The organism is Paenibacillus popilliae ATCC 14706, assembly GCF_000315235.1.
GTDB lineage: Bacteria > Bacillota > Bacilli > Paenibacillales > Paenibacillaceae > Paenibacillus_B > Paenibacillus_B popilliae.
The window spans coordinates 1-14400 of sequence record NZ_BALG01000040.1 but is presented as its reverse complement, the minus strand read 5'-3'; the positions used below and the strand labels follow the sequence as shown (position 1 = coordinate 14400).

General features: G+C 53.3%; 9 protein-coding genes and 1 rRNA gene. All 10 read left to right on the top strand.

The genetic code is table 11. The features are described 5' to 3' along the window. On the top strand, positions 1-840 hold the full coding sequence (gene rfbD / locus PPOP_RS04515) for a dTDP-4-dehydrorhamnose reductase (protein ID WP_006284888.1): 840 nt from the start codon (positions 1-3) through the stop codon (positions 838-840). Positions 841-860: 20 nt separating this feature from the next. Further along, positions 861-1808 carry a glycosyltransferase family 2 protein gene (locus PPOP_RS04510; RefSeq protein WP_042227433.1) on the top strand — a complete coding sequence of 316 codons (948 nt, stop codon included), beginning with the start codon at positions 861-863 and terminating at the stop codon, positions 1806-1808. Continuing rightward, a complete protein-coding gene (locus PPOP_RS04505; RefSeq protein WP_006284886.1) occupies positions 1801-2724 on the top strand; it encodes a glycosyltransferase family 2 protein in 924 nt (307 codons plus the stop codon). The genes PPOP_RS04510 and PPOP_RS04505 overlap by 8 nt, the downstream gene beginning before the upstream one ends. A 56-nt stretch (positions 2725-2780) precedes the next feature. Then, on the top strand, positions 2781-4187 hold the full coding sequence (locus PPOP_RS04500) for an undecaprenyl-phosphate glucose phosphotransferase (RefSeq protein WP_042227431.1): 1407 nt from the start codon (positions 2781-2783) through the stop codon (positions 4185-4187). Positions 4188-4330: 143 nt separating this feature from the next. Further along, positions 4331-7669, top strand: coding sequence for a DEAD/DEAH box helicase (locus PPOP_RS04495; RefSeq protein ID WP_006284884.1), 3339 nt, complete (start codon positions 4331-4333; stop codon positions 7667-7669). 138 nt (positions 7670-7807) lie between these two features. Continuing rightward, positions 7808-7939: a hypothetical protein gene (locus PPOP_RS25040; protein WP_267879050.1), complete on the top strand. Its 132-nt coding sequence runs from the start codon at positions 7808-7810 to the stop codon at positions 7937-7939. 236 nt (positions 7940-8175) lie between these two features. Further along, positions 8176-8895 (top strand): heptaprenylglyceryl phosphate synthase, encoded by a 720-nt coding sequence (gene pcrB / locus PPOP_RS04490; protein ID WP_006284883.1) that lies wholly within the window; start codon positions 8176-8178, stop codon positions 8893-8895. A gap of 155 nt (positions 8896-9050) precedes the next feature. Next, a complete protein-coding gene (gene pcrA / locus PPOP_RS04485) occupies positions 9051-11420 on the top strand; it encodes a DNA helicase PcrA (protein ID WP_006284882.1) in 2370 nt (789 codons plus the stop codon). A gap of 102 nt (positions 11421-11522) precedes the next feature. Next, positions 11523-13535, top strand: a complete 2013-nt coding sequence (ligA, locus tag PPOP_RS04480) for an NAD-dependent DNA ligase LigA (protein WP_006284881.1) — start codon at positions 11523-11525, stop codon at positions 13533-13535. A gap of 520 nt (positions 13536-14055) precedes the next feature. Further along, a 16S ribosomal RNA gene (locus PPOP_RS04475) occupies positions 14056-14400 on the top strand; the annotation flags it as partial.

Here is a 14400-nt window from a genome sequence, read left to right as displayed (position 1 = left end):
ATGAAAGTACTCGTAACAGGCGCTACTGGGCAGTTAGGGGCGGACGTAGTCCGTCTTTTTGCTGAAAAAGGGCATCATGTAATGGGTATGGGCAGAGCGCAATTCGATATTACAGACGAGAAGCGATGTAAAGATATGATTACTGAAGTACAGCCAGAGGCTATCATTCATTGTGCGGCTTATACCGCGGTCGACCATGCAGAAACGGATCAAAACAATGCCTATCTGGTGAACGCCATCGGGACAAGAAATATTGCCGTAGCAGCAGAACAAGTGAAAGCCAAAATGTGTTACATCAGTACAGATTACGTATTTGACGGCAATAGCTCAAGCCCTTATTATGAATATGACAATACCAACCCAGTAACCGTGTACGGTAAATCGAAGCGAGCGGGGGAACAATTGGTTCAGTCCTTATGTTCCCGTTGGTTTATTGTAAGAACGTCCTGGGTGTACGGAGCTTCGGGCAGCAACTTTGTCAAAACGATGGTAAAGCTGGGGGCAGAACGCGATTCCTTGCAAGTCGTCAATGACCAATGGGGATCGCCGACATACACTTATGATTTGTCGTTTTTTTTGGAAGAACTCGTTGCGTCTGAAAAGTATGGCATCTATCATGCATCGAATACGGGAGTATGCACCTGGTATGAATTTGCCAAAGCCATTTTTGAAGAAGCCAAGATGGCTGTTAAAGTTGACCCCTGTACGACAGAGCAATTCCCGCGCCCGGCTCCCCGGCCTCGTTACTCGGCTATGGAGCCGATGGCCATTCGAGTGAATGGCTTTACGCCGATTCGGCATTGGCGAGAAGCGCTGCGTGATTATTTACATCAACCTTGAAATGGGACGTGAAGAGTGTTATGGGAGAACAGCAAGGCAAAGTTCAGATTCTTGTTTCTACGTATAACGGGGAGAAGTATTTGGCGGAGCAGCTTGATAGTCTGTTGCAGCAGACTTACTCCCATTTCTTCATTACCATCCGTGATGATGGTTCATCTGATCGTACAACAGCAATCATTCGCAAATATGTATCCCATTATCCCCACAAAATCGAGGCTTTTTCCGACAGTAACGTAGGAGTTATAGCTAGTTTTTTTGAGCTTCTTACCAAGCATGTTCATAAGGACACGGACTATATCTGCTTCTGCGATCAGGATGATGTATGGATGCCGGATAAAGTAGAGCGGGGCTTACATGCGCTAGGCGGGCATACGGGCGATATGCCGATGATGCATATCACCTCAACACAAATGGTAAATGATAGGTTGCAGCCACTTCACTGTTGGCCCCCGGCTCCCCGCAGAGGACCTTCTTTTTTTAATGCATTGATAGAGAATATAGCGGTTGGAGCTACGATGATGATAAATCGTCCGGCCATAGAGATGATGCAGCGCCATGTGCCACATCCGGAGCATATCGTTATGCACGACTGGTGGGCCTACTTAGTTGTATCTGCCTTCGGCAAAGTCATTTATGATGAAAAACCTAGTATTCTCTATCGTCAGCATCAAAGAAATGTTGTTGGTGGACAAAACGGGATGATGGAAACGTTGAAAAAGAAATGGAAGAACTACGTAAAGCACTGTGAAGCTAAAATCTATTGGAAGCAAGCGCAAGAGTTCGAACGCTGCTGGGGAGAGTTATTGCCAATGGAGCTCAGAAGGGGATTGCAACAATTCCTTCTATCAGGCCGGACCCTGGCAATGCGGTTCCATTATGCTTTGACGACGCCGCTTTATCGGCAATCCAAGTTGGACAACCTCGTTTTTCGCTTTATGATGATTAGAGGGGATATTTTGAATGATTGATTTATCTATTATCATCGTCAATTACAACACCAAACAACTCACACTAAACTGCATAGAGTCCGTCTACCAATCGGCAACGGGTTTTCCGTATGAAGTCATCCTGATCGACAATGCTTCACATGATGACTCCGTACAAGTCTTCCGCCAGCAATGTCCGCAAGTCAAGCTTATCGCGAACGAACACAACCTTGGCTTCTCCAAGGCCAATAATCAAGGCATGCGAATCGCTGAAGGCCGGTATGTTCTGCTGCTTAATTCCGATACGGTAATTCAACCGGATACGCTCGATGTGATGACTCGGTTCATGGATGAACATCCTGAAGTCGGGGCGTCGGGATGTAAAGTCGTACTGCCGGACGGGTCGCTGGATAAGGCGTGCCGGAGGGGGTTCCCTACGCCGTCGGCCACGTTCTTCTATGTGTCCCGCTTAGCGAAGCTATTCCCGACAAATCCGAAGATCAATGCATATCATCGCGAAGATTTGGATCCTGACGAGGCCTATCCGATCGATTGTTTGATCGGGGCTTTTATGATGGTTAGGCGCGAAGCGATGGAGCAGGTCGGCATGTTGGACGAGCAGTTTTTTATGTATGGGGAAGATGTCGATTGGTGCTACCGGATCAAGCAGGCGGGATGGGTGAATTATTACTACCCGAAGACCCGGATTATTCATTATAAACGGGCCAGCAGCCGGAATAAACCGTATAAGATTACGTATGAATTTCATAGGGCGATTTACGTCCTCTACAATAAGCATTTTAAGAAAAAATATCCATTCTGGGTTACTGCTCTCATGTATGCCGGGATAGGAACTAAGCTGGGTCTCGCGATGCTCATGAATGCATTAGCTCGAGCAGGAGCGTCTATCCGCCCACCCAAGCCAGCCTATTCCGACAAAAAAGATATATCGTCTTAACCTTATTGCTCAATCCTAGTATAATGGGGCTAGGTCTAGGAAAAAGAGGGTTGCATATGCTTCGTAAAAATCAAAGTTTTCTGTCGAAGATATACATGATTTTCGATGTCCTAACTATCGCGTTCGCGTTTGGGATGGCATGGTGGATCAAGTTTATAAGCGGATGGCTGGAAAGCGACAGCGCACTTCCCTATTCTACGTATGTTGCTTGGGGCGGGATCTATGCGGTTATCGTACTTCTGATCGGCGCGATGTCTTCATTGTATCATTTTCATCGGAAAAGGCGGTTCGCGGATCAGCTTATTCGCATTATCCAAACACATGCCATCAGTTTATTTGTATTGCTTGGCCTGTTATTCTTTTTCAAGCAGGTTCACATCTCCCGTGAATTTTTGGCCATCTTTATTACGGCGGCCACAGTAGGAACCGTTATGTATCGATATACGGTCAAGGTGATGCTGCGCTCTCTGCGGCAAAAGGGATACAACAAGCAATTTATCGTTATTTTGGGAGCGGGCTCTTTAGGCAAGCGGTTCTATGAAAATTTGCAACATCACCCGGATATGGGGTATGAAGCTATCGGCTTTCTGGACGATCAGGCAGCGTGGGATGCCCTAGAGAAAAAGCGCTATAAGCCCATCCTCGGCACCCTCAACGATCTGGAGCAGCTTCTTAACGACAAGCTGGTCGACGAAGTCATCATTGCGCTGCCGCTGGACGCGCATCACAAGTTCCCTGACATTATCGCCGCTTGTGAAAAGGCGGGGGTGCGGACGCTCATTATTCCGGACTTCTTTGATTATCTGCCAGCGCGGCCCTACTTCGACAACTTCGCCGGAATGCCAATGATCAATGTCCGTGATATTCCGCTTGATGTACTTCGCAATCGGGTGTTCAAGCGCGGCTTCGATATTTTATTTTCGCTTGCCGCGATTATCATTACTTCCCCGGTCATGTTGCTGATCGCTTTGGGCATGAAGCTGACTTCGCCAGGGCCGATTCTGTTCAAGCAGGAGCGGGTTGGGCTGAACCGTCGCACCTTCCCCATGTACAAGTTCCGCTCGATGAAGGTAAGCGCGGACGTCGTAGCGGATACGGTGTGGACGACAGAGCATGATCCGCGGAAGACGAAGTTCGGCAGCTTCCTGCGCAAGACGAGCCTCGATGAGCTGCCGCAATTTTTCAATGTGCTGCTCGGTCATATGAGCGTCGTCGGCCCGCGACCGGAACGGCCCTTCTTCGTGGAGCAATTCAAGGAAGAGATACCGAAGTATATGGTCAAGCACCATGTCCGTCCCGGCATTACCGGCTGGGCGCAGAGCAATGGCCTGCGCGGCGACACATCTATCGAGGAACGCATCCGCTATGATATTTTCTATATCGAGAACTGGTCTTTATTATTTGATATGAAAATCATATGGAAGACGATTTGGAACGGCTTCGTTAATAAAAATGCATACTGAAATCACAATAGGGGTGATGCAGGGATGGCTTGAATCTACCGGAGTAAGGGCGTTTGTCATTCCTTGACATTGGACATGATAATAGGATGGTAGATTGATGCTAATGAACGAGGCAAAAGATAGAGCGGGGGTGAAAGACGGCTATGCCGGCGTTTACGTTGAAAGATGTGAAATTACTTTGCGGACCCACTTCCTATAGGCGCGGGGAAGATTATTACCGCTTAGGCAAGGTGTCCGGCTTGAAGAAGTCTGCAGATGGATGCAACTATACGGCGCGCGTAAAGGGAAGCCAAAGCTACTCGGTTGAGGTTGAGATATGGTCCGATGGGGAGATTAGCACCTATTGCGACTGTCCTGCTTACTATTCCTATGATCATGATTGCAAGCATATTGCAGCAGTGCTTATCGCGATCCATGACCAGGAGAGCGGAAGAGAAGCTCTTGACGTGGAAGAAAGCCTCAGTTCGGCGCCGACCCGGCTCAACACGTATCGGCCCGTGGACAGCCGGGCTCCGATGTTGATGATTGCGGAGCAAGAAGCGGCCAAATATCGGGCCGCCGGCGATCTCATTGCCCAATACAAGTCCAGCCAGGCGTTCGGGGTGGCGGAGGCAGCCATGCACAGCGTGGATGCAAGCCAGCGTAGAGAACGGCTGAAGTTCGAATACACGTTCCGCGTTGAGAACAACCGCTTTTTCAACAATCCCAGATTGATGATCGAGCTGCGGACCGGTGTCAAACGGCTGTATGTAGTTCAGAAGGTGAAGTCTTTCCTTGACAGGGTAGAGCATGTCAAGCCCCATCCGTTCACAGCGCTGTTCTCTTATGATCCGGCACGGCATGAGATTGGGGAGCGCGATCAGGCTGTGTTGAATTTGCTTATTCAAATGAAGCATAATGATGATGCCTATCGCGAGTATTACTCCGGATTGGCAGGGTATTTGCCCGGCTCGGATCGTAGGGATATGTTCATAGATCCTAGACTATGGATGGAATTGCTGCCGCTTCTACCGGATGTCGATGCGAGACTGGAAGGAGTGGAAGCGCCGGGAACCAGGATGGAGCTTGGAGAGGACAAGCTTCCACTTCAGTTCCACATTACCCGGAAGGCTGACGCGATCTACAACTTGGATGTCGGGGATCTGGCACGGGTGACGGTATTGCCGGCTTATCGTTGTGCGATGATGAACGGCAGGTTATACCTGCTTGATTTGCAAGAGCTTCACAAGCTTAACGATCTGTTAGGTACAATGTCTGTGACTCCGTCGAAGGGCAAGCTGGACATTTCAGAGCAGCAATTGAATGGCTTCGTACAGCATGTATTGCCGCCGCTGCGCGAACTGGGTCAGGTGAAGATCGCCAAGCCGCTTCGTGAACGCATCCGGGAACCGGAACTGCAGATTGAACTCTATGTGGATAATGCCGACGGCCGCCTGACCGCCCGGGCGCGGTTCAAATACGGGGATATCGAAATCCGCCCGCTAGAGGAGCGACAGGATGCGCCGTCCGGAGAAGACTGCATTCTTATTCGCGACGCCAACCGCGAAATGAAGTTCCTGCACCGGCTTGACGCGGCGGGGCTGCGGCATGACGGGCAGCGGTGGATCTGCGAGACGGAGGATGAACAGTATGAAGTGCTGTATCATTTGCTGCCGGAACTGGAAGAGGAAGAGAGAGCCGAGATCTATCTGTCGCAGACGCTGCAGAATATCGTTCGCAATCGCAAGCGTCAACCGAAGGTGCGCGCCGATCTAGCAGGGGATATGAACTGGCTGGAGATATCATTCGAGCTGGAACATGTCGAGGAGCGCGAGCTGCTGCATATTATGCGGAGCATCGTCGAGAAGAAGAAATATTACCGACTGCGCGATGGCTCCTTCTTGTCGCTGGAAGAGGAAGAGTATCAAGGCTTCGGCAAAATGATGGATAGCCTCGGCATGGATGCGGATGACCTTCGCGGTAGCCGCATCCAGCTTCCCGCTGTACGAGCGCTGCAATTGCCAGAGCGGCCGGCTGCGTTCGGAAATATACACTTTGGCCGGGATTTGCGTCAGTTCGTGAAGCGATTCAATGACTTGGATGAACTTGATTATGAGCTGCCGAACGGGCTTCAGGCGCAGCTGCGCGATTATCAGGCACAAGGCTATCAATGGCTCAAAATGCTCGCATGCTATCGGTTTGGCGGCATCCTGGCCGACGATATGGGCCTTGGCAAAACCGTGCAAAGCATCGCTTATATTCTGTCGGAACGGGAACAGGGAGAAGAGAAACTGCCCGTTCTCATCGTGTCGCCCTCTTCCTTAACCTACAATTGGGCGCATGAATGCGCCCGGTTCGCTCCTCAGCTGCGCGTGCTTGTGGTCGCAGGGCAGAAGAAAGAGCGTGTCGCGCTATGGGCGGAGATGAAGGAGGCGGATGTCATCGTGACCTCCTATCCACTGCTCCGAAGGGATATCGAGATCTATGCGGGGCAGCCGTTCCACACCCTGATTCTCGATGAGGCGCAAGCGATCAAGAACGCTTCGTCTCAGACCGCCCAGGCGGTATCCGAGATTCAAGCGTCGCGCCGCTTCGCGCTTACGGGCACGCCGATCGAGAATTCGCTGGACGAGCTATGGTCGATTTTCAATGCGGTCTTCCCCGGCCTGTTCACGAACCAGAAGTCGTTCCGCGATCTTCCGGCGGAGCGGGTCGCCCGTATCATACGCCCATTTATTTTGCGCCGGTTGAAGAAGGATGTCTTGACAGAACTGCCCGACAAGATAGAATCGGTGCAGTACCCGGAGCTGGGGACGGAGCAGAAGAAGCTGTATACGGCCTATCTGGCCAAGCTGCAGCAAGCGACGGAACAAGATCTGAAGACGGAAGGCTTCCAGCGGAGCAGAATGAAAATATTGGCCGGCATTACCCGTCTGCGCCAACTATGCTGTCATCCTGCCTTATTCATTGAAGGGTACAGCGGTCCTTCGGGCAAGCTGCAGCATCTGCTGGCGCAAATCGAGGAATTGACCGCTTCCGGCCGACGGGTGCTTATCTTTTCCCAGTACGCTAGTATGCTTCAATTAATTCGAGAACAGCTGGAGTCTGCCGGAAGGACTCTCTTCTACCTGGATGGACAGACACCGGCCCAAGAGCGTGTGGACATGTGCCAGCGTTATAATGCGGGGGAAGCGGATCTATTCCTAATCTCGCTGAAGGCGGGAGGTTCCGGGTTGAACTTGACGGGTGCGGATACGGTCATTCTGTACGACCTGTGGTGGAATCCGGCCGTAGAGGAACAAGCGATCGGACGAGCCCATCGCATGGGGCAGAAGCGAGTGGTTCAAGTGATCCGTCTCGTAGCCGAAGGAACGATTGAAGAGAAAATATTGGAGCTGCAGCAGCGTAAGCGCGACCTGATTGACGAAGTGATCGATGCGGAAGGAAACGCCTCGTCCGCCCTGACGGAAGAGGATATTCGCCAGCTGCTGAGTGTCACGTAACAAGTACAAGCATAGACAATATTCATCTTGCCTCCTGACGGCGCAAGCTACAGGGGGCAAGTTTTTGGAAGCCGCGTATATCCACCGGCACATTCCGTCCACAATGAGGATATACGGAATATGTGGAGGAATGACGATATGAACTATCGGGATAAGAGCAACGACACCGACCATCTGGCAACCGGCCGCGGCTGGGTGATCGCGTTGCTGCTGGGCGTAGCGCTATGGATGATCATCATTAGCATCGTATATGAAGTCTGGTTTGGCTAAGTTTCATAACCTACACATCCAGTGCTGACAGTCTCGCATCCCAACGTACTCTGACACGCCCCCTCCATGTCTCCAACTTCCCCGTGACTTCCTCTCTCATTTTGATTACAATATTACAATAAGAACGTACATTCTGCTTCTGGTACGCATCTCTTCTCATTGTCCGCCTCCGGACTGCCATTCGTAGACCGAATTTGATACACTAGGAAGAGCAGTTGAATCGAAGCTTGGAGGACATGGAGGACACCATCGTGCATACCCCTGTTATTTCATTTGAAGCATGGCGACACGTGTTCAAATTAGACCCCGACAAAGATATCAGCGATGATGATCTGGACCTCATCTGCCTGTCCGGAACAGACGCGATCGCGGTGGGCGGATCGAGCGGCGTAACATTTGAGAATACGGTGGAGCTGATGTCGCGCATTCGGCGCTATGAGCTGCCGGTCGCACTGGAGGTATCGAATCTGGATTCCGTGGTCCCCGGATTCGATGCGTATTTGATCCCAATGGTGTTGAACACGTCGAATCCGGACTGGATGATCGGCCAGCATCAGCGTGCGATTCAGCAGTACGGCGATATGATTCCGTGGGAGCTGCTTATCCCGGAGGGCTATCTTATATTGAACCCCAAGGCGACCGCGGCCAAGCTGACGGAAGCAGAGACCGGGCTGACGGCGGCGGAAGCGCGAGCGTATGCGCAGGTGGCGGACAAGCTGATGCGGCTGCCGATCGTCTATGTGGAATACAGCGGCACGTATGGCGATATGGAATTGGTTCATCATGTTCGCAAAGGCCTTGGCTGTGCCCAATTGTTCTACGGGGGCGGCATTCGTACGGAGGGGCAGGCCCGGGAAGCCGCAGAAGCGGCAGATACGGTCGTGGTCGGCAACATTGTGTACGACGACGTGGAAGCCGCGCTGCGGACGGTCGAGGCTGTCCGGCTTGTCTTATAAGGCGAGCGGCCTTCATTCTATCCTCCACGATCAATGACATCATGTAATCATATGACAGCATAATCAGCCGGTGCTCAGAGGCACCGACATCCGGCCGCTAACGCTGGCAACCCTAACGGGCGGTTAGACAGTAAGGATGAAAGGAGCACTTCCTCATGTTTGAATTTCTAGAATCGTCCCACCCCGGGGTGGATCTCCATGAATCGATTGCGAGACTGAATCCGGAGCAGCGCCGCGCCGTCGAATCGATGGACGGCCCGCTGCTTATTATGGCCGGCGCCGGCTCCGGCAAGACGCGCGTGCTGACGCACCGTATCGCCTATCTTATCTCGCAGCGCAAGGCGCCGCCTTGGGCCATTCTCGCGATTACGTTCACGAACAAGGCGGCCCGCGAGATGCAGGAGCGGGTCGCGAAGCTTGTCGGCGCGGACGGCCGCGACATCTGGGTGTCGACGTTCCACTCCATGTGCGTGCGCATCCTGCGCCGGGACATCGAGCGCATCGGCTTCTCGTCGAACTTCACCATCCTGGACTCGACCGACCAGCTGTCGGTCATCCGGGGCTGTATGAAGGAATTGAACCTCGATACCAAAAAATTTGAGCCCCGCGCCATCCAGGCCGTCATCAGCAGCGCGAAGAACGAGCTGCTCAAGCCGAAGCGCTTCGAGCAGAACATCGGTGATTACTTCCAGGGCATCGTGGCGAAGGTCTATACGAAATACCAGCAGCGGCTCAAGAGCAACAACGCGCTTGATTTCGACGACCTCATCATGACGACGATCGAGCTGTTCAAGGAAGTGCCGGAGGTGCTCGATTTTTATCAGAACAAATTCAAATATATCCATGTCGACGAGTACCAGGATACGAACCGGGCGCAATACATGCTGTGCCGCAGGCTGGCGGACAAGCATCATCATATTTGCGTCGTGGGGGACAGCGATCAGTCGATTTACCGTTGGCGCGGCGCCGACATTACGAATATTTTGAACTTCGAGGAGGACTATCCGGAAGCGACGGTCATCTTCCTCGAGCAGAATTACCGTTCGACGGCGAATATTTTGAATGCAGCCAACCGTGTCATCAACCAGAATACCGGCCGCAAACCGAAAAAGCTGTGGACCGATCAAGGAGAAGGGCAGTTGATTAAGGTCTACCAGGCCAATTCAGAGCATGACGAAGGCTACTTCGTCACCGGCGAGATCCATAAGAACAAATCGAACGGGAAATCCTACAGCAAACATGCCGTTTTATACCGGACCAACGCGCAGTCCCGGGTCATCGAGGAAATTTTGATCAAATCCGACATTCCGTATCAGATCGTCGGCGGCATCAAGTTCTACGACCGCAAAGAGATTAAAGACATTCTTGGCTACCTGCGCCTTATCTCGAACCCGGACGATGATATCAGCCTGGAGCGCATTATTAATGTGCCGAAGCGGGGCATCGGCGCGACGACGATAGCCAAGCTGGCTGGAGCGGCGGCCGAGCGGGGGGCGTCGATGATGAAGGTGCTCGACGATATGGACGGGCTCGACATCGCGGCGAAGACGAAGGGCGCGCTGCGCGAGTTCTACGCGATGATCGACAGTCTGAACCGGATGGTAGACTATTTGTCGGTGACGGAACTGACCGAGAAGATGCTGGAACTGTCCCAATACCGGCTTGAATTGCAGCGGGAAAATACATTGGAATCGAAAGCCCGTCTCGAGAACATCGACGAGTTCTTATCGGTAACCCAGGAGTTCGAGCAGCGGAATGAAGCCAAGTCGCTCGTCGCCTTCTTAACCGACCTGGCCTTGATCGCGGATATTGACTCGATGAACGACGCGCCGGAGGAGCAGGATGATGCGGTCATTCTGATGACGATGCACAGTGCCAAGGGGCTGGAGTTCCCGTACGTGTTCATCATCGGGATGGAGGAAGGCGTCTTCCCGCACAGCCGGGCCTTCAGCGACAACGAGGAGCTGGAGGAAGAGCGGCGTCTGGCGTATGTCGGCATTACCCGGGCCGAGGAGCAGCTCTATTTGACCTGCGCTCGCTCGCGGACGCTGTTCGGACGGACGAACGCGAATCCGCCGTCTCGGTTCCTGCGGGAGATTCCGGACGAGCTGAAGGAGGATGTGTCGCCGGCAGGCGCGCGCTACGAGCGCTTCGATCGGTATGGCCGCAGCAATTCCGCGGCCTCCTACGGCGGACGCGGAATCGGCTATAACGGCGGTGCCAACGGTGGTGCAACCACAGGCGGCTTCGGCAGCCGTACAGGCGATGCGGCTGGCCAGCGCACGTCAGCGGCTTCGTCCAAGCCGGGCGGTGTGACAGTGACCTCCGCGCTCGACAAGGCGAAGCAGAACGGCGATTCGTCCTCCTACCAGACCGGAGACAAAGTTGCGCACGCGAAGTGGGGCACCGGCGTCATCGTATCTGTCAAAGGAACGGGAACGGATATGGAGCTGCAGATCGCCTTCCCGGCCCCGGTCGGGGTCAAGCGCCTGCTGGCCGCATTTGCCCCGGTAACCAAAGCATAACGCGACAGCGTGCGCGTGTCCGGCAAGAAAATGTGTTCATAACAACCTCATCACGAATAGGAGATAGAAAGGGGTAGCTCCGTGACGAACGCACAAACTCGAATGGAACAACTCGTGGCGGAATTGAACCGGTACAATTACCATTACTATACGCTCGACAATCCGGTGATCGGCGACAAGGAATATGATGCCCTGTATGATGAATTGGTCGCACTGGAAAAAGAAACAGGCACCATCCTTCCCGATTCGCCGACCCAGCGCGTGGGCGGAGAGCTGCTGAAGGGCTTCGCGCCGCACCGCCACCTGGCGCGGCTGTGGAGTCTGGACAAGGCCCAGTCGGCTAACGATCTGTACACCTGGCATCAGCGGGTGCTCCGCCTGATTCAGGATTACAACGCCAAAAATCCGGAACGGGAGCCGCTGCCGGATCCTACTTATGTCGTTGAATTGAAATACGACGGGCTGACGCTCAATCTGACGTATTTGGACGGCAAGCTGGTCCAGGCGGCTACACGGGGCAACGGCACCGTCGGCGAGTCGATTCTGCCGCAAGTAAAGACCATCCGTTCCATCCCGTTGACCATTCCTTACAAGGAAGGGACGATAGAGGTACAGGGTGAGGGGATTATGAACCTGTCCGTGCTGGAAGCGTACAACAAGACCGCCGCCGAGCCGCTCAAAAATGCGCGCAACGCCGCAGCCGGCGCCCTTCGTAACCTGAATCCGCAAGTCACGGCGCAGCGGAAGCTGAATGCGTTCTTCTACAATATCGGTTACGCGGGGCAATTGGCCTTTCAGACCCATCAGGAGATGATGGCGTTCCTGAAGGACAACCATTTTAAGGTCAATCCGTATATCTCCTATTTCAATTCGATCGAAGCGGTGCATACCGAGCTGGAGCAGATTCAGGAACGGCGCACGACACTCGATTATCTGATCGATGGGGCGGTTGTGAAAATTACCGATATGCGTACGCGGGAGGCCTTGGGCTGCACCGACAAGTTCCCGCGCTGGTCGATCGCCTTCAAATTCGAGGCGGAGGAGACGACGACCGTCCTTGAAGAGGTCAACTGGGAAGTCGGCCGCACCGGGAAGATTACCCCGGTTGCGCGCGTCGAGCCAGTGGAGCTGGCCGGCGTGACCGTCCAGAACTGCACCTTGAACAACATCGGGGACATCGAGCGCAAAAACTTGAAGCACGCCCTCGGCTCGCGTGTACTTATCCGGCGTTCCAATGACGTCATCCCGGAGATTCTCGGCAAAGTGACAGAGGAGCAGGATGGAGAAGAGATCGTGTGCCCGACGCACTGCCCGTCCTGCGGGTCGGAGCTGGGGATACGCGGGGCCCATCTATTCTGCAACAACAAGCTGAACTGCAAGCCGCAGATTGTCGGGCGGATCGTGCACTTCGCGTCCCGGGATGCGATGGACATCGAGACGTTCAGCATGATGACAGCCGAGCAGATTTACAATGAGTTGAACGTACATGATCCGTCCGATCTGTACACGCTGACGTTCGACCAGCTCGTCGGCCTGAACCGGTTCGGGGAGAAGAAGGCGAATAATTTGCTCCAGGCGATCGAATCGAGCAAGACGCGCGACTTAGCCGCGTTTCTGTTCGCCCTCGGCATTCCGAACACCGGGAAGACGACGACCCGAGCGCTTGCGGAGCATTTCGGCACGCTGGAGGGCGTCATGAACGCGACGCGGGAGGAGCTCATCTCCGTTCCGGATGTCGGAGACATCGTTGCGGACAGCATCGTCTCGTTCTTCGAGGATGAAGTGAACAAGACGAGCGTGAAGCGCCTGCTTGAATTCGGCGTGCGTCCGCAGTCGAGCGAGAAGCCGAAGCCGGTCAGCACGGATTCCTTCTTCTACGGTAAGACCGTTGTCTTGACCGGAACGCTGCATCTCATGACGCGGGAAGAAGCGACGGCGAAGCTGGAAGCGTGCGGCGCCAAAGTAACCGGGAGCGTGTCCAAGAAGACGGACCTCGTTATCGCCGGCGAGAAGGCCGGCAGCAAGCTGGCGAAGGCCGAGCAGTTGGGCATCCCGGTCATTCCGGACGAGAATGAGCTGATCCGGCTCCTGCAAGAGGCGATGCCTGCGGAATAACGGATACCACAAGCCGGACGGCGTGCAAATAAAGCGAATCGAGATGGCCCTGGCCAGTATGTGTTCGACCGGGACGGCAACCCGATCGACTACAACAGCGACCGTCGAATCTCTCGGCTGATGTTGATTAGTGCTTAATCCCGTGCGATATGGACAGGTGGGCGATATCAATGAGCATGAAGGGGAGGAATGCTCATTGATTTCGGTAATTTTATTTTCATTTGTAAAATAATACATGTTGCAATGGAGTATTTGGATGTGGTACATTATTTCCTGTCAATTCGACACGAAGCTTGATGAAACATCTCGATAAAAAAAGATGTTGACAAGGCAATGTCGGTTTGATATTATAAATAAGTACTGACGCTTTTGGAGCGAAAGTCGAAAAATGTAATGAGTTCCTTGAAAACTGAACAAATGACGAAGCGTATGAGAACTTCAAGTTCTCGTCAGCAATAGAACGAGCAAGTCAAACTTTACACGGAGTTCGCAAGGCTGTCAGCGACAGCGCGAATTCCATTTTATGGAGAGTTTGATCCTGGCTCAGGACGAACGCTGGCGGCGTGCCTAATACATGCAAGTCGAGCGGACTCAACGGTTTCCTTCGGGAAACCGTTAGGTTAGCGGCGGACGGGTGAGTAATACGTAGGTAACCTGCCCTTAAGACTGGGATAACTCACGGAAACGTGGGCTAATACCGGATAGGCGATTTGCTCGCATGAGGGAATCGGGAAAGGCGGAGCAATCTGCCACTTATGGATGGACCTACGTCGCATTAGCTAGTTGGTGGGGTAACGGCTCACCAAGGCGACGATGCGTAGCCGACCTGAGAGGGTGATCGGCCACACTGGGACTGAGACACGGC